At 57.6% G+C, this 22,444-nt stretch carries 26 protein-coding genes; 25 read left to right on the forward strand and 1 reads right to left on the reverse strand.

Annotation, left to right across the window (positions count from 1 at the left end):
* The 22 genes from tuf to OXE05_00835 all read left to right on the forward strand — a co-directional run.
* Window positions 1-288, forward strand: a 288-nt coding sequence (gene tuf / locus OXE05_00730) for an elongation factor Tu (GenBank protein MCY4435841.1), incomplete at its 5' end; no start/stop codon positions are given.
* A 34-nt stretch (window positions 289-322) separates the two neighbouring features.
* The gene (gene rpmG / locus OXE05_00735) at window positions 323-493 is read left to right on the forward strand and encodes a 50S ribosomal protein L33 (protein ID MCY4435842.1); all 171 of its coding nucleotides are present in this window, start codon (window positions 323-325) and stop codon (window positions 491-493) included.
* The gene (gene secE / locus OXE05_00740) at window positions 490-771 is read left to right on the forward strand and encodes a preprotein translocase subunit SecE (protein ID MCY4435843.1); all 282 of its coding nucleotides are present in this window, start codon (window positions 490-492) and stop codon (window positions 769-771) included. The genes rpmG and secE overlap by 4 nt, the downstream gene beginning before the upstream one ends.
* 23 nt (window positions 772-794) lie before the next feature.
* A complete protein-coding gene (gene nusG, locus OXE05_00745) occupies window positions 795-1,367 on the forward strand; it encodes a transcription termination/antitermination protein NusG (GenBank protein MCY4435844.1) in 573 nt (190 codons plus the stop codon).
* A 49-nt stretch (window positions 1,368-1,416) separates the two neighbouring features.
* Window positions 1,417-1,842, forward strand: coding sequence for a 50S ribosomal protein L11 (gene rplK / locus OXE05_00750; protein MCY4435845.1), 426 nt, complete (start codon window positions 1,417-1,419; stop codon window positions 1,840-1,842).
* 1 nt (window position 1,843) lies between these two features.
* Complete coding sequence (rplA, locus tag OXE05_00755) at window positions 1,844-2,557, forward strand: 50S ribosomal protein L1 (GenBank protein ID MCY4435846.1); 714 nt, start codon at window positions 1,844-1,846, stop codon at window positions 2,555-2,557.
* Between the two features lie 85 nt (window positions 2,558-2,642).
* Complete coding sequence (locus OXE05_00760) at window positions 2,643-4,172, forward strand: hypothetical protein (protein MCY4435847.1); 1,530 nt, start codon at window positions 2,643-2,645, stop codon at window positions 4,170-4,172.
* A gap of 73 nt (window positions 4,173-4,245) precedes the next feature.
* Window positions 4,246-4,878 (forward strand): hypothetical protein, encoded by a 633-nt coding sequence (locus OXE05_00765; GenBank protein ID MCY4435848.1) that lies wholly within the window; start codon window positions 4,246-4,248, stop codon window positions 4,876-4,878.
* Between the two features lie 444 nt (window positions 4,879-5,322).
* Window positions 5,323-5,520, forward strand: a complete 198-nt coding sequence (locus OXE05_00770; GenBank protein MCY4435849.1) for a hypothetical protein — start codon at window positions 5,323-5,325, stop codon at window positions 5,518-5,520.
* A 76-nt stretch (window positions 5,521-5,596) separates the two neighbouring features.
* The gene (locus OXE05_00775; GenBank protein MCY4435850.1) at window positions 5,597-5,827 is read left to right on the forward strand and encodes a hypothetical protein; all 231 of its coding nucleotides are present in this window, start codon (window positions 5,597-5,599) and stop codon (window positions 5,825-5,827) included.
* Window positions 5,824-6,057: a hypothetical protein gene (locus OXE05_00780; protein MCY4435851.1), complete on the forward strand. Its 234-nt coding sequence runs from the start codon at window positions 5,824-5,826 to the stop codon at window positions 6,055-6,057. The genes OXE05_00775 and OXE05_00780 overlap by 4 nt, the downstream gene beginning before the upstream one ends.
* Window positions 6,058-6,171: 114 nt before the next feature.
* Window positions 6,172-6,348: a hypothetical protein gene (locus OXE05_00785; GenBank protein ID MCY4435852.1), complete on the forward strand. Its 177-nt coding sequence runs from the start codon at window positions 6,172-6,174 to the stop codon at window positions 6,346-6,348.
* A 16-nt stretch (window positions 6,349-6,364) separates the two neighbouring features.
* Complete coding sequence (locus OXE05_00790; GenBank protein ID MCY4435853.1) at window positions 6,365-6,577, forward strand: hypothetical protein; 213 nt, start codon at window positions 6,365-6,367, stop codon at window positions 6,575-6,577.
* Between the two features lie 80 nt (window positions 6,578-6,657).
* Window positions 6,658-7,104, forward strand: coding sequence for a DUF805 domain-containing protein (locus OXE05_00795; protein MCY4435854.1), 447 nt, complete (start codon window positions 6,658-6,660; stop codon window positions 7,102-7,104).
* 123 nt (window positions 7,105-7,227) lie between these two features.
* The gene (locus OXE05_00800; GenBank protein MCY4435855.1) at window positions 7,228-7,497 is read left to right on the forward strand and encodes a DUF4242 domain-containing protein; all 270 of its coding nucleotides are present in this window, start codon (window positions 7,228-7,230) and stop codon (window positions 7,495-7,497) included.
* Window positions 7,498-8,406: 909 nt separating this feature from the next.
* The gene (locus OXE05_00805) at window positions 8,407-9,624 is read left to right on the forward strand and encodes an MFS transporter (protein ID MCY4435856.1); all 1,218 of its coding nucleotides are present in this window, start codon (window positions 8,407-8,409) and stop codon (window positions 9,622-9,624) included.
* Window positions 9,625-9,894: 270 nt separating this feature from the next.
* Entirely contained in the window at window positions 9,895-10,584 is a 690-nt protein-coding gene (gene ftsE / locus OXE05_00810) for a cell division ATP-binding protein FtsE (protein MCY4435857.1), read from the forward strand.
* Window positions 10,571-11,458 (forward strand): permease-like cell division protein FtsX, encoded by an 888-nt coding sequence (locus OXE05_00815; protein ID MCY4435858.1) that lies wholly within the window; start codon window positions 10,571-10,573, stop codon window positions 11,456-11,458. The genes ftsE and OXE05_00815 overlap by 14 nt, the downstream gene beginning before the upstream one ends.
* 70 nt (window positions 11,459-11,528) lie before the next feature.
* Window positions 11,529-12,212: an ATP-binding cassette domain-containing protein gene (locus OXE05_00820; protein ID MCY4435859.1), complete on the forward strand. Its 684-nt coding sequence runs from the start codon at window positions 11,529-11,531 to the stop codon at window positions 12,210-12,212.
* A gap of 5 nt (window positions 12,213-12,217) precedes the next feature.
* Window positions 12,218-13,444, forward strand: coding sequence for a peptidoglycan DD-metalloendopeptidase family protein (locus tag OXE05_00825; GenBank protein MCY4435860.1), 1,227 nt, complete (start codon window positions 12,218-12,220; stop codon window positions 13,442-13,444).
* Between the two features lie 229 nt (window positions 13,445-13,673).
* Window positions 13,674-16,532: a PBP1A family penicillin-binding protein gene (locus OXE05_00830; GenBank protein ID MCY4435861.1), complete on the forward strand. Its 2,859-nt coding sequence runs from the start codon at window positions 13,674-13,676 to the stop codon at window positions 16,530-16,532.
* Between the two features lie 173 nt (window positions 16,533-16,705).
* Complete coding sequence (locus OXE05_00835) at window positions 16,706-17,887, forward strand: phosphoribosylaminoimidazolecarboxamide formyltransferase (GenBank protein ID MCY4435862.1); 1,182 nt, start codon at window positions 16,706-16,708, stop codon at window positions 17,885-17,887.
* A 205-nt stretch (window positions 17,888-18,092) separates the two neighbouring features.
* Here the strand turns inward: OXE05_00835 and OXE05_00840 are convergent, their stop codons facing one another.
* Window positions 18,093-18,704, reverse strand: coding sequence for a nitroreductase family protein (locus tag OXE05_00840; protein ID MCY4435863.1), 612 nt, complete (start codon window positions 18,702-18,704; stop codon window positions 18,093-18,095).
* Between the two features lie 368 nt (window positions 18,705-19,072).
* Between OXE05_00840 and OXE05_00845 the strand changes: the two genes are divergently transcribed.
* From OXE05_00845 to OXE05_00855, 3 genes are all read left to right on the forward strand, one after another.
* Window positions 19,073-19,711 carry an NYN domain-containing protein gene (locus OXE05_00845; GenBank protein MCY4435864.1) on the forward strand — a complete coding sequence of 213 codons (639 nt, stop codon included), beginning with the start codon at window positions 19,073-19,075 and terminating at the stop codon, window positions 19,709-19,711.
* A 290-nt stretch (window positions 19,712-20,001) separates the two neighbouring features.
* Window positions 20,002-20,775 (forward strand): imidazole glycerol phosphate synthase subunit HisF, encoded by a 774-nt coding sequence (gene hisF / locus OXE05_00850; GenBank protein ID MCY4435865.1) that lies wholly within the window; start codon window positions 20,002-20,004, stop codon window positions 20,773-20,775.
* A 343-nt stretch (window positions 20,776-21,118) separates the two neighbouring features.
* Window positions 21,119-22,102 carry a GNAT family N-acetyltransferase gene (locus tag OXE05_00855; GenBank protein MCY4435866.1) on the forward strand — a complete coding sequence of 328 codons (984 nt, stop codon included), beginning with the start codon at window positions 21,119-21,121 and terminating at the stop codon, window positions 22,100-22,102.
* Window positions 22,103-22,444: the final 342 nt, after the last annotated feature.

Here is a 22,444-nt window from a genome sequence, read left to right on the forward strand (position 1 = left end):
ACCCCGCACACCCGCTTCGAGGCCGAGGTCTACGTCCTCGGTCGCGATGAGGGCGGCAGGCATACCCCCTTCTTCCCAGGCTATCGCCCCCAGTTCTACGTCCGTACCACCGACGTCACCGGCGCGATTGCCCTCCCTGAAGGCGTAGAAATGGTTATGCCAGGCGATAATATCACCATGACTATCCACCTCATTAACCCCGTCGCCCTCGAAGAAGGCGTCCGCTTCGCTATCCGCGAGGGCGGCCGTACCGTCGGCGCCGGCGTCGTTACCAACATCCTGGAATAAGGATACGCTTTGCGGTTAGGAGAAGCGCACGTTCATGGCACGTAAAGGACGAGAAGATCGTAGTGTGATAACTCTGGCATGTGTGGATTGCAGACGCCGCAACTACGCCTCCAGCAAGAATCGGCGGACAACCACCGACCGCCTGGAATTGCGGAAGTACTGCCGCTACTGCCAGAAGCACCTCACACATCGAGAAACACGATGAGGTTGCCCTGGTCCACAGCCGACCGGGGACGCGCTGCGCGGCAGCATTCGCGCAGCCGGCGGGACGCGCCGCCACCAAATCGCTTGCCTCAATTCCTGCGGCCTCCGGTAACGTTTCTGCAGGAAGCGTGGGGCGAGCTTCGGAAGGCGCACTGGCCCACTCGCGAGACTGCCCTCAACCTTACGCTCGTAGTTATCGCTGTGAGCATGGTAACCGGCGCGTTTCTCAGCGGGGTAGACTACATCTTTGCCAGGCTCTTCGCACTACTGGTTCAATAGGGGCTCTAAAGGATTTCAGCACCATGGCATTGGAGATACAAGACACCCAACCCCAGGCGGACGAACCGCCGCGCTGGTACGTGGTGCACACTTACTCCGGATACGAGAATAAGGTCCGGGAGAATCTGCTTAAGCGCATCGAATCGATGGACGCGAAAGACATGATCTTCGACGTGGTGGTGCCCACCCAGAAAGAAGTGGAAATCAAGCAAGGCCAGCGCCGTGACGTAGAGCGCAAGCTCTTCCCCGGGTATGTGCTCGTACGCATGCAACAGACTGATCAGTCCTGGTTCATCGTACGCAACACGCCTGGGGTGACCGGATTCGTGAGCTCCGGCCGAGACGACCATCAGCCGGTGCCGCTTGCGGACGAGGAAGTAGATAAGGTCCTCAAGCGCGGTAAAGAAGAGACGCCGCAGACCCGCATGGTGCTGCGGAAAGGCGACCGGGTCAAGATCGTCGACGGGCCGTTTGCCGAGTTTTACGGCACCGTGGACGATGCCAACCAAGAGCGCGGCCGCGTGCGGGTGATGGTCTCGTTCTTCGGACGCGAGACTCCAGTGGAACTCGATTTTCTCCAAGTGGAACGAATTTAGCCAGTGTGACCGTGTTGTAGTGCGTTTTGCGCAAGGATGAGAGACAAGCGTGGCAAAGAAAGTTCGGGCAGTCATCAAGCTTCAGGTACCGGGTGGGAAGGCAACCCCGGCCCCGCCGGTTGGCCCCGCATTGGGTCAGCACGGCGTGAACATCATGGCCTTCGTTAAGGAATTCAACGAGCGGACGGGGAGCCAGGCCGGTTACATCGTGCCGGTCGACATGACCATCTTCGAAGATCGGTCCTTCTCGTTCATCACAAAGACACCGCCGGCAGCCGACTTGCTGCGCCGCGCGGCCAAAGTTGAGAAAGGCTCCGGTACTCCCAATACCGAGAAAGTCGGGCGGGTTACCCAGGGGCAAGTGCGCGAAATTGCGGAAATGAAGATGCCGGACCTCAACGCAAACGACGTAGAGGCGGCAATGAAGATCGTTGCGGGCACGGCCCGCAGCATGGGCTTGGAGGTAGTCAGCTAACATGGCAAAGCGCGGCAAGAAATATCGTCAGGCACTGGAACGCATCGAAGAGGGTCGGCTCTACGATCCCAAAACTGCGTTCGAAATCGCCAAGGAGACGGCTACCACCAATTTTGACGCTACCATTGAATTGCACGCCCTCCTGGGCGTGGACCCACGCCAAGCGGAGCAGGCCGTGCGCGGTTCTGTGGTGCTGCCCGCCGGGCTCGGCAAAGCTCAGCGCGTGCTCGTCTTTGCGCAAGGTGAAAAAGTGCGCGAGGCGGAAGAAGCCGGCGCTGACTTCGTCGGCGGCGCCGAGCTTGCCAAGAAGATCGAAGGCGGCTGGCTGGACTTCGACGTGGCAATCTCCGCACCGGACATGATGAGCGCCGTGGGCCGACTGGGACGCATTCTGGGCCCTCGCGGCCTGATGCCCAATAACCGGGCCGGAACCGTGACGTTCGACATCGGCCGCGCCGTGGGAGAAGCCAAAGCCGGCCGCGTGGAATTCCGCGTCGACCGCACCGCCAACCTGCACGTCCCCATCGGCAAAGCATCATTCACCGTGGAGAATTTGCTGGCCAACCTGACCTCACTCTACTCGGCAGTGATGCAGGCCAAGCCGGAGAATACCAAAGGTACGTACGTCCGCTCCATCCACCTGTGCGCTACCATGGGTCCTTCCATCAAGCTCGATCCCGCGCAGATGCAGCAATTGCTGGCAACCGCAGCATAACGAGAAGTGGCGACTCTCAGGCCACCAGACACAACCAATGGCAAGGCATCGTTCAACTTCCACTCATGCAAGGAAGCGCCTTGTTATGCGGCCACTCTTCGCATCCCTCCTTCTGCTGCTCATCGCGGCTATCGTCGCTGCGCCCGCGCACGCCACGAGCCACTGCGAGTTCGTGCTTGGCTTCAAAACGCTCCGCGACCTCATCGGCCACGACATCGTGGGCGAATGTTTGGAAGATCAACGCTATGCCGCCAACGGCAACAGCGAGCAGCAAACCACCGGCGGACTCCTCGTCTGGCGCAAGGCTGATAACTGGACCGCCTTCACTGACGGCCACCGCACGTGGATCAACGGACCGAACGGGCTAGAGCAACGGCTCAAAAAGGAGCGGTTTGCGTGGGAACCGGACTATGCGCCCGGCGGCAGTATCGCAACGCCGCCGCCAAGACCGACAGCCCCACCACCAACGCCACCTCCGCGCCCGACCATAGACCCCATCCTGGCGCACGCCTACCATGTGATGCGCCGCACTCAGGCCGGCTCGGATATTGCCGATAAATTCGTCCGGTTGGGCGCCAGCGCCACCTTTGGGAATATAATAGGTCCCAACGCGCTCACCACTCGTATCCCTGCTTATTGGGGACCGCCCCTTAGTTCGATCTATGGCGGCAGTACCCCGGCTGCGTGGGCCCACTCACCGCCTCGTATCGTTGTCAACGGAAAGTTCCGTCACGAAAGCCCTGAAACAATCGGGCTGATACTCATCTGGCCGACAATATTGCTAGCCGCGCATTACGAAGTTGGCGAAATAGAGACTTGGGAGCAGTGCATGACTTTGGCGGCCGTAGCGAAAGCTGGGGAGATTAACTACTGGTTGCAAACATACGGCAAGAACGGGAAGCCGAATCTTGACCTGCTTTCCCGTTCTTCTTCGCAGGAGGAATGGGCAAACGTATGGTTAAGTCTTTACCTTGCTCTCGGTTCGGAAGATTACGAAATACTCAAGTGGCTATGGATGTCGCCGTGGGCCCGTGAAATCTGCGAGCACTTTGGAGAACCGGAGCAGCGCATTGATCGTGAGCTTGCAGACGCTTACCGGACAGCTATGCTAGTTAGGCGCGGCTTGGGGTACGGTTTCGGGAGCGGTTCCGAGATTGGTTCAGCAGCAGTCCACACAACTATTGATGCCGGGACGGATGTTATATTTGGGCCATTGCCCGCCACCGTATCTGGCCGCTTTTCTCCCTCGCGCAACCGCATCACTATAAATGATTCGCTGAGAGGGTATGATTCGCTGAGAGGAGATGGGAAAGGCACCAACGAAGTGCTTGCGGCAATTCTCATTCATGAAACGTATCATGTGCAGGAGTATCTTCGTAGGGGGAACAGGCCGGCAGAGACAGAGGCCGCATGTCTGGAAGAGGAGATTGGCGCTTTCCGGTTACAAGCTCAGTGGTGGTACGAACGGTACGGACAATTCGGCAAGCGCAACCCACGAACCCCTATGGAGCGACACCTAAACGAGCTTATGCAGGCATGGCGCAGCCAGGGACTAAGAGAGTGGGTCTTGCTCAACGACTACCAGAGACAATGCTTGCGCGGTGTCGTCAATTGAACACCTTCCTGTATGGATAAGGATATGCTGAAGGCATTGTTCAATTATCACGCCACGTGGAAGCGCCATTGTCATGCAAGTCAAGACTGGAAGGGACTGGGGTGAGTTTTGGTGGAAAGCAAGCATTTACAGCGTAATAGGCGTTGTGTTGATTGGTGCTGCGTTCAATGTTGTCAGGGAGCGCCTGATTTGCCCGAGTGCTACGGAGAGACAGTACATAGAATTCGTTGACGAGACGGTAATTTGGTTTGATGCAACCAACACGGAATTAGAGACGCTTTTCAAGGATCTAGAAAGAGACCCAGAATTGTTCACGGATGATAGTTGGAGATGGTTGATCAGTCACCATGCTGAAACGCTCGGCAGGATTGGCAATGAATTCCCTACAGCATTCCCCTCATCCGAGGAAACGGAACTGCTAGGAGAGTACGAAGTCGGATTGAGAGACTACGCATATTCTGCATCTGTTCACATTCTACAAGCTCTTGAAACCGATGATCGTGACATGCTTTGGGAGGGGAATTTTCAACGAATCAAAGCGAAGGCCTCTGCCTCTCTGTATATTGATGAGACAATAGCTCTGTGGCCTGAATGCTCGAACCCGATGGCAGGGTCAAAGAATATCCCAAGTCGAGAGACTTACAGTTCGCGTCTGTCCAAGATCTTCTCAGTTGTTGGGCCGCCGCCTAGTGGTAAAGACCAGTAGGGCTGATTCGTGACTACACATGTTTCCCGATTGAGTCAACAAGGGGCCCATCATAGTATTTCCAAGCCCGTTCTTTTGCAGGCGCTTTCCGTCAAGTGCTTGGACACAACTTTGGCTTCTCTACGAGGTGCGATCGTGGCAACAGAGCATGTGTGATACACTGAATGCACGAGGCATGGTGCGGTAAGTTGAGGCAAGGCTAGGTTCAGATAGAGAGGCCGGCGAATTCACCAAGAGTGTGACGCCGGCCCCAATCTTTCCACTCGGCTAGCTAAAGGGAAAGTTTTTTTGCTCCGTGCGCCACTGCCGCGTCTCGCCTGCAAAAAAACCACCGGGTTCACTTTGGAAAGACCCCCAAGTCTAAACCCGCTATTTTCTGACACGATTGCACTTGTCACAGGGTATATACTAATGGCATAGAGTGTTGGCAAGGAGCAGGCGGTGATGGCAAGCACAGAGGAGCGGCTCAGCGGTCTTGAAAGCGCTTACGCTCATCTTGCGACAAAAGCTGACTTGGCCGACCTAAAGGGGGAATTGAAGAGCGACATTGCCAACCTGAAGGCCGATCTCATCAAGTGGATGGTGATAGCGATGGCAGTGTGGGGCGGAGTCCTTATTGGCGCTATGCAGTTCATACCGTAGGGGCTCTAGCATCCTCCAAGGGCTGAGCTGCTAATTCCTGATTAGTCAGACAATGAGCGTGCAGGGAGGCACAGCGATGGAAGTCAATGGGGAATTCGTCATCACGATTGCCACCACGATAGTCGCAGTGGCAGCATTGCTTTGGCGTTTCGAGACACGCATATCGGGCGTTGAAACACGGTTAGGGGAGCGGATTGCCCGCGTGGAAGGCAGGCTGGATTCTTTTGCGACAAAGGCTGACGTTGCCCGGATCGAGGGTCTGCTCGAAGGCTACATCATGCAGGCGGGCAAGAAAGAGACGGAATGATGGCTAGTGTTTCCGCGTGGGCGCCAACGATTGTGGCGATTGCGGCCTTTGCCGGACTGTTGTGGCGGTTCGAGACGAGAATCTCAGGAGTGGAAACGCGGCTGGGAAAGCGAATCGCTCGGATTGAAGGTCTTATCGAGGGCTTGACTGATCGGGTGTCTCGGATTGAGAACGTACTCGATAGCTACTTCATGGACGCCGCGAGATCTGCGCGCGAGGAGTGGCCATGAGTGCAAGACCCTAAACTAGGAAAACCCGGGCTTGAAAGAGCCAAGCCTAGAACTGCCAATTACTGACACGATTCTACTGGTTACAGGGTGTATGCTAGAGGCAGAAGGAATGGCATGGCAAGCACAGAGGAGCGTTTAGCGCGAATCGAGGGCGGCTACGAACACCTTGCTACAAAGGCTGATATTGCTGCAATTCATGGCAAGGTAGACAAGCTCACATGGGCTATTGGTGTCCTTTTCGCTCTCCAGATTGCGATATTAGCTAGAGTGTTCGATATCATACCGGCCTAAATGAGAGCGCGCGACGATGACGAGAACGGAGGAGCGGATCAGCCGTCCTACGGACGCAGTCAGCGGTCTTGAAAGCGCCTATGCCCACCTTGCTACAAAGGCCGATATGGAGGGCTTGCGAGGCGAATTGAAGGGCGACATCAACACGCTCAAGTGGGCGATTGGCGTGCAATTCGCGCTCCTTGTCATCATTCTCGGCCGACTGTTCGATGTAATCCCGCTTGGTTGACCATGAACTGCCGGAGACACCCAAAGTGGTAATCTGCTGATTCCCCATTGTTCAACTGTCACTCTGCGACGGTGCGCCTTATGCCCACAGATCAGCCGTCTGAACTTTCCGTATTTTTCAGCTTCTCAGGGCGCATCAACCGCGTCACGTTCTGGGCTGGCCAAATTACACTCTTGGCTGTGTATTTCTTGGGAGCCATTGCATCTGAAACCATATACGTAGCAACCGAGGATACGGATGCTCAGTATGTGGTTGCGCTAATGTACCTGATAGGCTTTGCGTTATTGTTGTATTGCAAGTTCGCGATACTGGCAAAACGCTGGCACGACCACGATAAATCCGGTTGGTGGTCACTTATTGGTCTGGTGCCTGTGATTGGCGCTATTTGGATCTTCATAGAACTCGGTTGTTTTGTCGGAGATGAGGACTGGAATCGATTCGGTCCACCACCGAATGGTAGGACGGTCGGCCCACCGCCCGATCGCAAAGCTAAACAGACACGCTCCCCGTTCCTGGAGGACATGTAGCAGAAGAAATGAGACGCCTAAACCTACTATTCCGCGGATAGCCTTCGTTTGACAGACACGCTTCTCTCCTGCTACAAAGAAGCTAACCGAAAAACCCATTAAAAAGACCATGGAGAACCAAGAATGCCCAAGTTTCTTGTCGAGTGGAACCTGCCGCCGGAGCTCACCCGCGACAAGTATGACAACAACAAGAAGAAGTCACTGGATATCTACGCGCAGTTACCCAATTGCGACTGGATAAGCACCTATCTTTCCGATGACATGAGCAAGTGTTACTGCCTGTACGAAGCTGAAAGCGAAGAGGCCGTGATTGAGGCCCGCGACGCGGTGAGCGCCAAGATTGACAAGATCGTTCGCGTGGACGAGCTGACCGAAACGGACTACCGCGAGTAAGCGCGTCCTTTGGCCCTGCCAAAGCGTCGGTAGCGCAGGTTAGCAACCCTGCGGGCGCGTCCCGAGCCACACCGTCCTGCTGGTGTGGCTTTTCGTTTGATTGCAAGCATCCAGAGTGAGCCCGTTATAGCTCTTGCTGAAACACTTCTCCCTAGTGGAGACCTTTGCGTAACGAGATTCTGAGGAAAGTGTGTTGCCTCCTCTTCCCAGGAGGCCTTTGCATAAACCTTCGCCATTGAGCAGGAAGGTTTGGGTGGGGGTGAAATGACTTGACACCCTGCTGTCTTTAGTTGAAAATGCGCTCTGGATTCCGGCTTTCGCCGGAATGACGGCGTTTCGCAAAGCTCTCCCCAGGGAGTGGGTCGGGGTGAGGGGTTGTCATACTCTTCTAATTGCATAAAGTGTGCAGTCAATACAGTCTAAGGCCAAAGACGTTTAATCAACGGTTGGCATGCTGAGCAACTTCACCCTCATCCCCGTATCGTGCCGATATGGGGCCCGAGTGTAGGGCCGATCAGTTATCCTCCCGATTGCGCGGAAATGATGAACCGCAGACGCAGGTTGCAAACCTGCGCTACCGGAACGAAACTGCCTAGACCATCTACTCTTCAGAGTGATTACCCTGGCCTTGCCAAGGCCACAAAAGAGCATGAAAATGGAGAGGTTTCGGGTGGGATAAGGATTCTGTCACTCGTCACGCCATTCACTCTAAGACCCTTCGACCCTTCGTCAAGCTCAGGACAGGCAGGCTCGGGGCCTGCCCCGTACTCGATACCGCGTATCGACACGATGCGGGGGCGAACGGAATGAATCGCTTATTTTCATGGCAATTACCGCAGCTATCGCGTTACTTCAACACGAGGAAGAGACCGCAATCGAAGATTTTGGCCTGAAGAAGCGCGTGCCACGTTGAAAACCAAGCGTCGCATGAATACGCCCATGCTCCTGACGCTGAGCCTGGGGCACGTGGTTGCAGATATCTATGGCGGTATGCTGCCCGCCATGCTCCCTATTTTTGTGAGCACGTTCGGTCTTTCCTATTTTGCCGTGGCGCTCGTATCGGCAGCGCACAGCTTTTCCGCCAGCGCAGTCCAGCCGGTTCTCGGCTACGTGAGCGATCGCATCAATGGGAAGCTGGTACTCCCTCTCTCACCGCTCGTCGCCGCTGTTGGCGTCACCGTTGCCACGCAGGCCCCAGTGTATGGGCTCGTACTTATCGCGGTCGCCATCGGCGGCTTGGGCATCGCTGCTTACCATCCCGAGGGCTACAAGGCGGCCGGCCACTACAGCGGCGACCGGCAGAGCACCGGCACCTCGATATTCTCTGTTGGCGGCAACATCGGCGTCGCCGCGGGACCGGTAGTCGTCGCCGTGCTCTTTGCCTGGCAGGCGCAGCGCGGACTCATGCTCATGTTGCTGCCGGGTGTTCTGATGGCGCTGGTGCTCTGGCGGCTGCTGCCGCGAATTGAGACCGGCACCGAGTTAGCGCCGCCGGACCTGAAAGCCGCCTTTCTCGACATTCGACCGATTCTGACACCCTTCGTCCTCTTGCTGGTTATCGTCATTCTCCGCTCCTTCTTCTGGGTAAGCCTGGGCACATTCATTCCACTCTATGCCGTCGCAGAACTCGCTATGACGGTGCCCGAGGCGGCGGCGGGGCTCCTGCCCTTCCTGCTCTTTAGCGGTGCGATAGGCACGCTTATTGGCGGCTACGTGGCCGACCGCACGAGCAAAGAGGGCCTGCTCCTCTGGTCGCTCTTACCCGTACCGCTGTTCGTTTACGTCTTCTTGCACACCGATGGATTTTGGCTGCCCTTGATGCTAGTTTTCATTGGCGCATTTACCGTCTCCACGTTCGCCGTTACCGTGGTGATGAGTCATGAACTCCTGCCAAATCAGAGAGCAATGGCATCAGGCATGATGGTCGGATTTGCTTGGGGCATCAGCGGCATGGGCACGCCGTTCGTGGGGCTCTTCGCGGACGGCTTCGGACTGCCCGCCGCGTTCAACGCGCTCATGTTGATGCCGTTGGCACCGTTCGCCCTGACCATCCTCTACATGTGGCTCATGCGGCAGGGCGGTAAGTACCGCACCCGGATGGCAGTACGATCTTCGCCAACAGCGTAGGCCGGGTGGACTTCGCAGTGATGCGCCAAGACAAGCCTATGGCTTTCGACCCTCTCCGCATTCTGATGAGATAGCTCTACCCTGACCAGTCAAATGCGCGCTCCAGGGCGCTGTGCCGGTCTACACCCTTCAGCACTCCCAGCGGCTACATGCGCTAATCTGGGCATACGTCGTATAATAGGAATGGAATCACTTTGCGATCACGACTATCTCCACCCCCCGCTACGCAGGCGCTAGGAATCTAGCCCGTGCAAAGCTGACAGAGCAGCCATGATTCTCTTGCAGAACGTCTCCAAAGTTTATGCCAACGGTATCCACGCGCTTAGAGACATCAACCTGGAGGTCCCGCGGCAAGAGTTTGTATTCCTCGTTGGTGTAAGCGGCGCCGGCAAGTCCACGTTGGTCCGGCTGCTGATCCGTGAAGAGCTTCCCTCCACGGGCGCGGTTATCGTCGCCGGACACAACGTGCTGCAACTCTCTAAACGCCATCTCGCCCACTATCGGCGCAAGGTGAGCATTATTTTCCAGGACTTCCGGCTGCTGCCGAACAAGACGGTGACCGAAAACGTTGCCATGGCGTTGCGCGTGGCCCACCACCCCCAGCGAGAGATCGATGAACTCGTGCCGGAGGCGTTGGAGTTGGTGGGGTTGACTCCTTTTGCCGAGAACTTTCCTCTTACGTTGTCCGGCGGAGAACAGCAGCGTGTTGCCATCGCGCGCGCGGTGGTCCGCAAACCCGACGTGCTGATAGCAGATGAGCCAACCGGCAATCTGGACCCTGTGACCTCCGCCGAAATCGTTGACTTGCTGATGCACATAAACGGGCTGGGAACTACGGTAGTCATGGCCACCCACGACAAAGAGATGGTCAATCGAGCGCGTCTCCGGGTTGTCGAGCTGGTCCGGGGAGAGATTGTACGGGACGAATTGAGAGGCACGTACCAGTATGGCCGGTCTTAGCTACACGGCCACGGTGTTCGGCAGCGCAGTCGTAAACGCCTGGCGACATCGGACAATGTCGATCATTACTGTGCTGATAGTCTCCTTGATGATGACCACACTTGGCATGTTTCTCATCGTTGAGAATGCGCTGTCTGTCATGATTGCCAGCATGGAGGAGCAAGTAAACCTTATCGTCTACCTGGAGGATGACGCGCCGCCATCGGATGTTTTGGCGCTGCGGCAGCAGTTGCTCGATGATCCTCGCACCACTACGGTGGAATACATCACCAAAGAAGAGGCATTGGACCGGCTAAGGGCCTCATTTCGGGAGGACCCTGATCTCTTGCAGCCATTGCTCGATAACCCACTGCCTGCCAGCTTGGAGGTACGCTCAAATGAGGCCGAGTTCCTCCAATTGCAAGCGAGTTTTCTCGAAGAAGATCCGATCGTGGAAGACGTCGTCCTACCTCAAGATGTGGTCAAGATTCTTCTTCAAATCAGCCGGGTCGCAAGCTTTCTTGGCTACTCGCTCGGAGCCGGTCTCGTCTTAGTGACTCTTTTCGTAATCGGAAGCGCCATCCGGCTGACTGTCTATGCGCGGCGCGGGGAAATTGAAGTGCTGCGGCTAATGGGCGCATCCGATCACTTCATCCGCTGGCCGTTCTTGTTGGAAGGCGTCCTATTTGGCCTCATTGGCGCGCTGTTTTCCTCCATAGTGGTCGGTATCGCGTATATTTGGGTGCACGGATTGCTACAGCAGTTGATCAGCTTTTTCCCCGTATCATTTGACACAACGTACCTAATTCGTCTATTCTTAATCTTGACTCTCTTTGGCATCGCCATTGGCGGTTTGGGGAGTTACCTCTCTGTACGACGGTTCATGACCAGTTAGGGCTGTAGCCTTTCTTGTCTTATCATCAAGTTGCCTCCGCGTCTCTACCAACATCACAACCCAGCATTCCATGATAGTTCTGCGCAACGTCTCCAAAGTCTATGATTTCCGCGTCACCGCGCTCGACGACGTCACCTTGAGCGTTCCCAAGGGCGACTTTGTCTTTCTTGTTGGGCACAATGGCGCCGGCAAGACCACCTTACTTAGCCTGCTCGTGCGCGCCGACCAAGCCTCATCCGGCGTGGTGCTCGTTGGGGGCCAAGACCTTGCCATGATGAAGGATTCTGAGATTCCTCTATTGCGCCGCCGCTTCGGTATCGTCTTTCAGGACCTGAAGCTCTTTCCCGGAAAGACCGTGGCTGAAAACGTGGCGTTGGCAATGCAGGTCCAGGGGTGTACCGGAAAGCGCGCCCGCACCAGCGCGGCAGATGCGCTTGAGCTTGTGGGGCTCCAGCACCGTGCAGCGTTCCTCCCCGGGCAAATCTCCGGCGGAGAACAGCGCAAAGCGGCGATTGCGCGGGCAATCGTGCATCGCCCGGAGGTCTTTATCGCCGATGAACCCACGGCCAGTCTCTCACCGGAGGCTGCGTGGGAAATTACCTCTTTACTCATGCAGGTCAATCAGCTTGGTATTACTACAATTGTGGCAACGCACGATAGAGACGTAGTTGATGGATTCTCCCGTCGTGTGGTAGCGTTGGATAGCGGTCGAGTTGTACGTGATGTACAAATCGGCAAGTTCCAGGAGAACTGAGTTAGATGCGACGACGTAGTGTACTTGGGTCATTGCTCGCCTTGCTCGCGGCGACACCTAAAGCTATATTCGCCGCAGAAGATTCAGGCAATTCATTTGGCAGTGACTTCCTCGATCATCTGGAAGATGAACTGCAGCAGAATGAACAAAATCTGCTGCAGTTGAAGAGCAGACAGGAGCAAGCGCAGCAGGAAGTGGTGCGGACGCAACGCGTGCAAGCCGCTGCGATCGCCAATCTCCAAGACGTTGAGAATGAGCTGTTTGCGAAGGTTGCGGAAGTAAACGCGACCCAATTCCAGATTGATCGCCTTCAGATTGAAATCCACAGCCTAACCCAAGACATTGCCCTTCAAGAGGCAATTCTTGCCGACGAGCAGGAGATCGCGAGCGGTCGCCTGCGTGCGCTCTACAAACTGAGCCGCGTTTCCCCGCTTGAGGTCATTCTCACCGCATCCAGCTTTTCCGAAGCGATTAATCGCATCACCATCTTCCAGCGTATCCTGGGCGATGACGTTCGCCATATCCGTGCCACGCAGGAGCGCAAAGCGGAGTTAGACTCCAAACACGCAATACTCGTGCAGAAGCACGCGGAAGTCGACCAATTGAAGCTGCAGCGTGAATATCAGCAGGCGCAACTAGAGAGCCTAAAGGCCGAAAGAGAATCACTGCTTGCCAACGCAGAGCAGCGCGCCAGTAGCGCAACGCAGCAGAATGCGTCGTTGCGGGAAGAGATTGCCCGCAGAGAAGCAGAGAATTTAGCCATACAGGCGGATATCGAAGCGGCCAAGGAGCGACTGCGATCAGGACACTTTGAGCTTCCGCAGGAAGCGCCGAATGGTTGGCGCCGCCCGGCCGCTGGGTACATCAGCGCCGCCTACGGCGTGCGCACGTGGCTGCAGAGTTTCCACACGGGCATAGATTATGCAGTGGGGCGTCTTTCGCCGGTGCACGCCAGTCAAGCCGGTCGGGTTATCAAGGTGGGATATGCGATTCCGGGCAACCCGTGGAGTTCGTACGGCATGATGGTCATCGTCCAGCATAGTTGGCACGAAGCGTCGCTCTATGCGCACCTGGACGACTCGCGGGAGCTACCGGTTAAAGAGGGGGATCCCGTCCAAAGAGGTCAGCCTATCGGCTTTGTCGGCATGACCGGTTTCACCAGCGGCCCGCATCTCCATTTTGAAATCCGCCTGGACAACATCCCCAAGAACCCGAACAACTGGTTGCGTTAGTGGCAGTTGAATTCGCTTAGGCCCCGCCGCAATGTACGACAATTCGCAGTAATGTGGTGGGTCTGCCTGCACTCGTTGAAACACTTTCCCCCATCCTTCTGACTGCATTGAATGTGCGCGGATGCATTAGGCACCGCGCATTTTTTGCGTCTTGCCCCGGCCACACACACGAGCGCCAATGGTACAGTTAAAGGACTGAAATAGCGCACAAGAACTAGGACCCGAACCCTTGGCAACTCCAACATTATCACGGCGACGCCGCCGGCGGCAGCATAATAAACGGTCGTTCTCCGCCTTCACTTTCGTGCTTATCCTGGCGGGGACCTTCTTTGGCTTAACGCTTTTTGCCACCGCCAGCGTGGGCACCGCAGCCGGGATCGTGTACGTGTATTTGACGCAGGACTTACCCGATCCGTCTGATCCCGATTGGTGGCCTGTGCCTGAGAGCAGCAAGATTTACGATAGAAACGGCAGCCTGCTCTACACGATCAATAACCCCACTGAGGGGCAGCGCACCAACCTCTCCTTCGAAGAAATTCCGCTTGTAATGAAGCAGGCCATAATCGCCGCAGAAGATCGTAATTTCTACTCCAACCCGGGGTTCGATATTCGCGGCATTTCCCGCGCCGTGCTCGGCGTGGTGACGGGCCGTTACGCGGGCGGCGGCAGCACTATTACGCAGCAACTCGCACGCGCGGTCTTCCTTACGCCCGAATTCAGCATTGAACGCAAGCTCAGGGAGATCATTCTTGCGTACCAAATCTCGCAGCAGCTTAACAAAGATGAAACTCTCGCCCTGTACTTGAACCGAATTGCTTTTGGCAACCTGGCGTATGGCATCGAAGCCGCCGCCAACGTCTATTTTGATAAACCGGCGCGGGACCTCACCCTTGCCGAAGCCACGATGCTGGCCGGCATTGTGCAAGCACCCAGCCGCCTGAACCCGTTCGTGAATAAGGAAGGGGCCCGCGAGCGGCAGCTCTACGTGCTGAATCAGATGGTCGAGAACGACTTTATCACTGAGGCTGAAGCCGCCGAGACGTATGCCAACGAGCCCACGTATAGTCAGCGCGGCCAACCCCTACTCGCCCCCCACTTCGTCTTCTACGTGCGCAAGCTGCTCGAGGAACGATACGGCTCTCAAACGGTCTACGAAGGGGGCCTCAACGTCACGACCACGCTCGATCTTGACTACCAAAGATTGGCAGAGCGCGCGGCGCGGGAACAGATTACGAAACTTGCCGCCCACAATGCCAGCAATGCCGCCCTGATCGCCCTAGACCCCAAGACCGGCGAAATTCTGGCCATGCTCGGCAGCGTTGACTACGGCGACCAGACCATTGACGGGGAAGTGAACGTCACCACGTCATTGCGACAACCCGGTTCAGCAATCAAGCCGGTCTTCTACGCGGCGGCGTTCGAGAAAGGCTGGACTCCCGCAACCCTGATTTGGGACGTGCCATTTGCCATTACGATCCCGGGCTCTCCGGTCTACGCGCCGAAGAACTACGACGAGAAGTTTCACGGCCCCGCGACAGTGCGCGCGGCCTTGGCGAACTCTTACAATATTCCGGCAGTAAAAGCGGCGCAATACGTGGGAGTGAATGACGGCATCGCGATGGCCCGGCGACTAGGCATCACGTCCTTCGACGACGAGACGTACTACGGACCCGCGGTCGTGCTTGGCGGCGCTGAAGTGAGACTTCTCGACCTGGCCAGCGTTTATAGCGTCTTCGCCACAAACGGCCTGTATCGTCCGCCGGAAGCCATTCTCAAAATCACCGACTCTGCCGGCAACGTGCTCTACGAATACGATCCCCCGGAAGGCGTTCAGAAACTCAGCCCGCAAATCACCTTCCTGATCACCGACATACTTTCGGATAACGAAGCCCGCACCCCGTTGTTCGGAGAGAATAGTTTTCTAAGGCTTTCCCGAGCGGCTGCTGCCAAGACCGGAACCACAGACAACTCGAAGGATAACTGGACGTTTGGCTACACACCGAATCTCGTCGCTGGCGTTTGGGTAGGGAACTCGGACGGTAGCCCCATGAAGGAGACGAGCGGTCTGACCGGAGCCGCCCCTATTTGGCAAAACTTCATGGAGGAGGTGCTCAAGTCCTTACCGGTTGAAGAGTTTGAGCGACCGGCCGACCTTGTCCAAGTAGAGGTCTGCCGCGCGACCGGCATGGTGGCGACGCCGTATTGCGATGAAACTCTCGATCAGGAATCATTGGCCGCACTGTGCACCCTAGTTTCCGGTTACCAGAATGTGCCGGACTGTGGCGGTATCTATTGGGAATACTTCATCGCCGGCACAGAACCCACCGAAGAAGACCAGTTTTTCACACCTTTCAAAATCCACCGAGAGACCGGCCTTCTTGCCTCGCCGCAGACCCCTGCCGACCAAATAGAGGAACTGGTGTTCTTTATCATCCCACCGGAAGCGCTCGATTGGGGCCGGCAGGAAGAAATCCCCCAGCCGCCAACCGAGGTGCACATCCCCGCGCCGGTGGCGCCGTTGGCGATATCCTGGCCGCAGTTCGATCGTCCCGTACGCAGCATTTTGGAAATCAAAGGCAACGTGCTGATCCCGGACCTCAACTGGTACCGGGTCGACTACGGCGAGGGGCTGGAACCAACGCGCTGGACGCAGATCGAGGTCCGCACGCAACCGGTAGCGAACGGCGTGCTGATGGGATGGGACACTTACCCTGCCAGCGGCATCTACACGGTCCGCTTAACTGCCCGGAACACGAGCGGGCAGGAACAGGAAGTGCGCGCACATGTCACGGTTGACAACACGGTGCCGCAGCTGGAGCTGCTCTCTCCGCAGGAGGGCGACGTGTTTTCGCTAGGGAACATTCAAATCAGAGCGCACGCCGCCGCTGAGACGCTTGATAGAGTGGACTTCTATGTTGATGGGAAACTGATCGCCCAGCGCAGGACACCACCATTCGAGGTAGAATGGCTCCCGCGCGCCACAGGAGTCCATACGATCTTTGTCGTGGCGTACAACAAAGCCGTGGACCACTTTCTGAATCCTAACCAGGTTACGACGCCGCAGGTAAGGGTGACGATTATAGATTAACCGAGTGCGGCACGCCCGCAACACGAGGGTTCGGGGGACGCTACGCTTTCAGATTTCAAGAGGATAATCCCGCTGCAATTCCTCGGAGCAAAGGTGTACGTAGGAGACTGCGCGGAGGCGTAAAGCCCGCAGGCTAACATGACAACCACTATTGCGGAAGGACCGAAACTACCATGAACAGCTATGATTTGCCGCTCCGGTATGGTGTGAATCCGCATCAGACTCCGGCGCGCGTACTGCGCGGTGAAGGCAGCAACGCCCTGCCATTCACCGTGTTGAATGGCGCGCCCGGGTACATCAACTTGCTCGATGCCTTGAATGCCTGGCAACTGGTCAAGGAATTGCGCGACACCCTGCAGTTGCCGGCGGCCGCATCATTCAAGCACGTCAGTCCGGCAGGCGCCGCCGTCGCCGTGCCACTGAGCGACTCGCTGCATTCGGCATACGCAGTGGAAAGCGTTACGCTTTCTCCCCTTGCAACCGCCTATGCGCGTGCGCGGGGCGGCGATAGCGTTTCCTCATTCGGCGACATGGCCGCGCTCAGCGACGTGGTGGACGTGCCAACTGCCCGCTTGCTCCGCCGCGAGGTCTCCGACGGTGTAATTGCCCCCGGTTACGAACCGGAAGCGCTCCAGATGCTGCGGCGCAAGAAGGGCGGCAGTTACGTGGTGCTGCAGATCGATCCGGACTACGCGCCGCCGCTGCTCGAACGCCGGGAGGTCTTCGGCGTCACGTTCGAGCAGCGCCGCAACGACCGCATGCCGGGCCCCGAGTTGCTGCAAGAAATCGTGACCGCTGAAACCGAGTTGCCGTCCGCGGCCGTGCGCGATCTCCTGGTAGCAACGCTTGCCGTAAAATACACGCAATCGAATTCCGTCTGCCTTGCCGCCGACGGGCAGGTGATTGGATTGGGCGCGGGACAGCAGTCTCGTATTCACTGTACCCGGCTCGCTGCTGACAAAGCGGATCTCTGGCATCTCCGCCAGCATCCAAGCGTGCTGGGGCTGTCGCTCCGCCCGAAGCTATCACGCGCCGAGCGCAACAACGCCATCGACCGCTTTCTCTTGGAGGAGCTTACGGCGGCTGAGACGGAGGCGTGGCTGCAAGCGTTCACCGCGCCGCCAACCCGCCTCACGGCTGACGAAAAGCGAGAGTGGCTGAGCACGCTGCAGGACGTAGCGCTCAGTTCAGACGCCTACTTCCCCTTCCGCGACAACGTCGACCGCGCCTCCCGCAGCGGTGTGCGCTATGTGGCGCAGGCCGGCGGATCCAACCGCGATGATGAAGTGATCGACGCGGCCAACGAGTACGGCATAGTCATGGCGTTTGCTAACCTACGGCTGTTTCACCATTAAATCGAGAGAGCTTCCATGCCACATCTTGGGCCTCTCGATATGCCATCCAGAGTTCTCTGTTCGGGACGAGAGGTAGAACGTAGCGCGGGGGCTTGTCCCCCGCTCTTTGGCGCGATATGCGCTCCCACCGCAGCAGACCGTCAAGACATCCCGGCACTGGTTCTACGAGAGACGGAATCACAGACGCCTAGGGCCGTTCCAGGACTCATTCATTACCCGTCGGCGCTGCCCACTCCCGTCCCCATGCGTCGGCAAACACGAACGCGCTAAGGGGCCTGCGCTCGCGGGGCTGGAGTTCGCGCGCTTTGACCTCCGGCGGCAAGTCTTCAGGGTCGCCCGGGTAGCCCACTGCGATCGCCGTGAGCGCTTCGTACGCCTCCGGTATATTGAACGTCTCGCGTGCCTTATCGGGAAAGAAACCGGCCATCTGATGCGAGACGAGACCCAGGGCGACGGCCTGGAGAACGAGGTTTTCGTTCGCTAGGCCCACGTCGTGGAAAGCATGGCGGTTGGGGCCGCGGTCATCCCCTAGGGATAGCTCTGCAACCGCAATGATCAGTACCGGCGCGTGCTGCGCCCACTGGATGTTCTGCGGGCGCAGGCAGTTCAGCAATCGCTCGAAAGCGGCTGGATCATCTTTTGTGGCAACGATGTAGTGCCAGGGCTGACCATTGAACGACGATGGCGCCCAGCGCGCGGCCTCGAAGAGGCTGGCAAGCTTCTCTGGTTCCACCGAGCGCGCTGCAAACGCCCGAGGACTCCAGCGACGGCGGAGCAGTTCGTGGATATGGTGTTCGGTAGGAGCCGGTTTTTCCATGGAATTGCATACCTCACGCAATGGTAGTGGAACTGTAGCACTTTCAGCATACTCCACTCTTCACCCGCTGCCCACAGGGTTGGGAAAACTGGGGATTCTCTTAGGAGTCCGCGCTGAGCCAGTGCCGGGCGAATGTGCTGGTTTGCAGAATCGGCCCTGAGCGGATGGGAAACGCCCGGAAACGCATCGTATCGTCAAAGGCATTGGAATAGTGTATTAGTCTAGCGCGCTACAGTTGCGGCAGCACGGTTGACAGTTTATCTGCCAAAAGCTAGCATAGGAGTACATCCCCTATTCGCTTCGCCGGTAGGGTCGAGGCCGCTCCTAGAGCGGTCTCTGTCTTTTAACTTTCGCGAATGGAACGTCGCATGAAGACCAATGTCTATGTTGACGGTTTCAATCTCTACTACCGCGCGCTCAGAGGAACACCATTCAAGTGGCTCGACCTGCGCAAACTCGCTGAAGTGCTCTTTCCCCACGACAAAATCAACCAAGTCTGTTACTTTACGGCTCTGCTCGATGCACGCCCCAATGACCCAGGTCAACCTCGCCGGCAATTAGTGTATCTGAGAGCCTTGGCAACATTGCCGGATCTCGAGGTCCACTACGGTACCTTCCGCTCTCGCACGAAAGAGCGCCCACTGGCAATACCGATAGCCGGTATGCCGGACTACGTTCGCATTAGAGATTCAGAGGAGAAAGGCTCAGACGTGAACCTCGTAACGAGGCTCCTGGTCGACGGATTCACTGGGATGTATGAGCAGGCTGTGGTGGTATCCAATGACTCGGACTTTGCCAGTGCGATTCGCTACGTGCGAGAAGGATTGCGCCTACGGATAACCGTGGTCAATCCTGACTACCGGAACATCTCGCACAGGGATCTGGTGGGTGCGGCAACATACGTAAGGCGACTTTGGAAGAGCCATCTGCGACGGAGCCAGTTCCCGAGTACACTGACAGACGTCCATGGCGTGATCAAGAGGCCAACGAGCTGGGAGGAACTGTAAACAGGGACGGGTTATTAGGATGTTGAGACTGTCGAATCAGTTGAATAGGACGTCCCCGGAAGAAACCAAAGCTCCTGTCTTTGGATGGTGGTCAACTAGCAGGCAGGAATCCGCTAGCCGCCCACACCGTCTCCACCGGGCAACGACTCTTATGGGAGTGACTCACAGTACGTTGTCAACTATCATGGTTAGGTTGTTAGCAGCGCGTCTCATGCAGGCCCAGCGTATTCCCTGCAAGTCGGCTACTGGGCGCTCAGGGCGTTTTCACACGAGTACTTGGTCAGGAACCCATGCTTACGACACGCATCATCCCCTGTCTCGACGTGCATCGCGGCCGCGTGGTGCGAGGGCAGCAGTTTTCGGCGGACAAAGACGCCGGTGATCCCATCGAGTTGGCCGTGCGCTACAACGAGCAGAGTGCCGACGAGCTCGTCTACTACGACATCACCGCCTCGGCGGAGGAGCGCGGCATCTTTCAAGACCTCGTGGAGCGCACCGCCGACCAGCTCTTCATTCCGCTCACCGTCGGCGGCGGCATCCGCACGGCGCAGGACATGCGCCGCATGTTGCGGGCCGGCGCGGACAAGGTGTCGATCAATACGGCGGCGGTGGAGAATCCTAATCTCATCAACGACGGCGCCGAGGGCTTCGGCAGCCAGTGCACCGTGCTCTCCATGGACGTTAAGCGCGTGCCCCAGGCCGACGGCATTCTCAAGTGGCACGTGTTTACCCATGGCGGCCGCCGCCAGACCGACGGCGAGGCGGTGCCCTGGGCGATTGAGGGTGTGGAGCGCGGCGCAGGCGAGATCGTAGTCAACAGCATCGACGCCGACGGCACCCTGGCGGGCTACGACCTGGAACTCCTCGCCGACGTGTGCGCCGCCGTGGACGTGCCCGTGATCGCCAGCGGCGGCGGCGGCAGCCTGGAACACCTCTTCGACGCCCTCGACAAAGGCCACGCCCACGCCGTGCTGGCCGCCTCGATCTTCCACTACGAACACTTCACCGTGCGCGAGGTGAAAGAATACCTTGCGGCGAAGGGCATTCCAATGCGGCTGAACTAAGCCGGTGTAATTCGAGAAGTGAGATCTTTGCTGGAGTTGGGACAGGGGAGCGAGAATTGCCCCCTCTCCTTGGGGAGAGGGTTGGGGTGAGGGGACTTCTTGCTTACCACGTTGCCACCTCGTGCAAGACCTGCACGTAGCGATGCACAACATATAGTGTGAGTACAGGATCTGGGAGGATTCACCCTCGTCCCCGTATCGTGTCGATACGCTGAATCGAGTACGGGGCAGGCAGTATCCCTCTCGTCGAGGGAGAGGGAATAGTCTGGCCTCGGCGAGGGTATCGCAGTAGCCTTGAAATAGAGAGCTTTCGCGTAGCTATCTCGATATGTTGGAGCAACAAATGTCGGCAAGAGTCCTGATACGACCGTACAACCCCAATCTCGACGCGGCGGCCCTGCTGCCCCTCTGGCAAACCGCACTCGGTGACACCTGGCCCATGCGCGACGATCTCTTGCGGCGGCAATTGACCGAGCATCGTTTCTATCGCGGCGACGACCATTTGGTGGCGGTCGCGGACGGGCGGATTGTCGGGTTTGTGGGCACGCAGGTGGACCGCTGGGAAGGCGTGCCTGAGAGTAAGCGCGGCGGGGGCATTTCCGTGGTGCTCGTGCACCCGGACTGGCAGCGACAGGGCATCGGCACGCGGCTGCACGAAGCGGCGCTGGCGCAACTGCGCCGCGAAGGCGTGCAGGAGTTACGGCTCGGTGGTGGCGGCGCGTACCGGTTTTGGCCGGGCATTCCCACGGATCTGCCCGAGGCATATGCCTTCTTTGCCGCTTGCGGCTGGCCGCTGGAACCGGATAAAGGCTCGTGCGATCTTGTGCGCGATCTCAGTGACTTTGAAATGCCGCCTGCCATGGACGCGCGGCTAGCGCAAGAATGCGTGACCGTACGTCCCGCCCGGCAGGATGAAGTCGACGATGTCCTTGCATTTGAATGGGAGCACTTTCCCGGTTGGGCCGCCGGCTTCGTCTACATGGGGGAACTCGGTGATTTCCAGAATATGCTCGTCGCTGTTGACGCAGCAAAGGGCATCGTCGGCACGCTCATGCTGCACACGCCGTCGTCACGCTGGCTCACGGCAAACATCACGTGGCAGACGCTGCTCGGCGATTCCCTCGGCGGCATCAGCGCCGTGGGCGTGGCCCAGAGCGAACGGGGGCGCGGCATCGGCATTGGCATGGTGGCGGTGGGCTCAGACGTGCTGCGTGAGCGCGGCGTCGGCAATTGCCACATCGACTGGACGAGCATCGTCGACTTCTACGGCAAGCTCGGTTACACGGTGTGGCGCAGGTATTGGATGAGCACGCGGACGCTCACCTAAGACACGTATTGCATGCGAATGTAGCGCCAGAGGATGATTCCCCATTCAGTACCCTGCTCAAGGGTGGCTTGAGTGCGGCCAATCCGGAACGCGTTGCGGCCCATTCCCAATTGAGATTCTTGCGATACCCGTCGACTGCGCGCAAATGGCCTGTAATGGTGAAGAAATCCCCTCACCCCGGCCCTCTCCCTGTACAGACCGGGGACATAGGTAACAGTTGTTCGGGGACATGGGTGACACATTTTACTGATTGACACCTTCGGGCGCTTTGGGTTGGGCAGAGAAATAGACGTTCCAGGCACCACGACATACTCATGTTCAGTTCGTGAGCTGGTGCCAGGG

This window comes from Chloroflexota bacterium, from assembly GCA_026710945.1.
Taxonomy (GTDB): domain Bacteria; phylum Chloroflexota; class UBA11872; order VXOZ01; family VXOZ01; genus VXOZ01.

What these genes read in the sequence shown, in the direction of transcription:
- rpmG (MCY4435842.1), top strand. Translation starts at nt 323, where the DNA reads ATGGCACGTAAAGGACGAGAAGATCGTAGTGTGATAACTCTGGCATGT.
- secE (MCY4435843.1), top strand. Translation starts at nt 490, where the DNA reads ATGAGGTTGCCCTGGTCCACAGCCGACCGGGGACGCGCTGCGCGGCAG.
- nusG (MCY4435844.1), top strand. Translation starts at nt 795, where the DNA reads ATGGCATTGGAGATACAAGACACCCAACCCCAGGCGGACGAACCGCCG.
- rplA (MCY4435846.1), top strand. Translation starts at nt 1,844, where the DNA reads ATGGCAAAGCGCGGCAAGAAATATCGTCAGGCACTGGAACGCATCGAA.
- OXE05_00760 (MCY4435847.1), top strand. Translation starts at nt 2,643, where the DNA reads ATGCGGCCACTCTTCGCATCCCTCCTTCTGCTGCTCATCGCGGCTATC.
- OXE05_00765 (MCY4435848.1), top strand. Translation starts at nt 4,246, where the DNA reads ATGCAAGTCAAGACTGGAAGGGACTGGGGTGAGTTTTGGTGGAAAGCA.
- OXE05_00770 (MCY4435849.1), top strand. Translation starts at nt 5,323, where the DNA reads ATGGCAAGCACAGAGGAGCGGCTCAGCGGTCTTGAAAGCGCTTACGCT.
- OXE05_00775 (MCY4435850.1), top strand. Translation starts at nt 5,597, where the DNA reads ATGGAAGTCAATGGGGAATTCGTCATCACGATTGCCACCACGATAGTC.
- OXE05_00780 (MCY4435851.1), top strand. Translation starts at nt 5,824, where the DNA reads ATGATGGCTAGTGTTTCCGCGTGGGCGCCAACGATTGTGGCGATTGCG.
- OXE05_00785 (MCY4435852.1), top strand. Translation starts at nt 6,172, where the DNA reads ATGGCAAGCACAGAGGAGCGTTTAGCGCGAATCGAGGGCGGCTACGAA.
- OXE05_00790 (MCY4435853.1), top strand. Translation starts at nt 6,365, where the DNA reads ATGACGAGAACGGAGGAGCGGATCAGCCGTCCTACGGACGCAGTCAGC.
- OXE05_00795 (MCY4435854.1), top strand. Translation starts at nt 6,658, where the DNA reads ATGCCCACAGATCAGCCGTCTGAACTTTCCGTATTTTTCAGCTTCTCA.
- OXE05_00800 (MCY4435855.1), top strand. Translation starts at nt 7,228, where the DNA reads ATGCCCAAGTTTCTTGTCGAGTGGAACCTGCCGCCGGAGCTCACCCGC.
- ftsE (MCY4435857.1), top strand. Translation starts at nt 9,895, where the DNA reads ATGATTCTCTTGCAGAACGTCTCCAAAGTTTATGCCAACGGTATCCAC.
- OXE05_00815 (MCY4435858.1), top strand. Translation starts at nt 10,571, where the DNA reads ATGGCCGGTCTTAGCTACACGGCCACGGTGTTCGGCAGCGCAGTCGTA.
- OXE05_00820 (MCY4435859.1), top strand. Translation starts at nt 11,529, where the DNA reads ATGATAGTTCTGCGCAACGTCTCCAAAGTCTATGATTTCCGCGTCACC.
- OXE05_00825 (MCY4435860.1), top strand. Translation starts at nt 12,218, where the DNA reads ATGCGACGACGTAGTGTACTTGGGTCATTGCTCGCCTTGCTCGCGGCG.
- OXE05_00835 (MCY4435862.1), top strand. Translation starts at nt 16,706, where the DNA reads ATGAACAGCTATGATTTGCCGCTCCGGTATGGTGTGAATCCGCATCAG.
- OXE05_00840 (MCY4435863.1), bottom strand. Translation starts at nt 18,704, where the DNA reads ATGGAAAAACCGGCTCCTACCGAACACCATATCCACGAACTGCTCCGC.
- OXE05_00845 (MCY4435864.1), top strand. Translation starts at nt 19,073, where the DNA reads ATGAAGACCAATGTCTATGTTGACGGTTTCAATCTCTACTACCGCGCG.
- hisF (MCY4435865.1), top strand. Translation starts at nt 20,002, where the DNA reads ATGCTTACGACACGCATCATCCCCTGTCTCGACGTGCATCGCGGCCGC.
- OXE05_00855 (MCY4435866.1), top strand. Translation starts at nt 21,119, where the DNA reads ATGTCGGCAAGAGTCCTGATACGACCGTACAACCCCAATCTCGACGCG.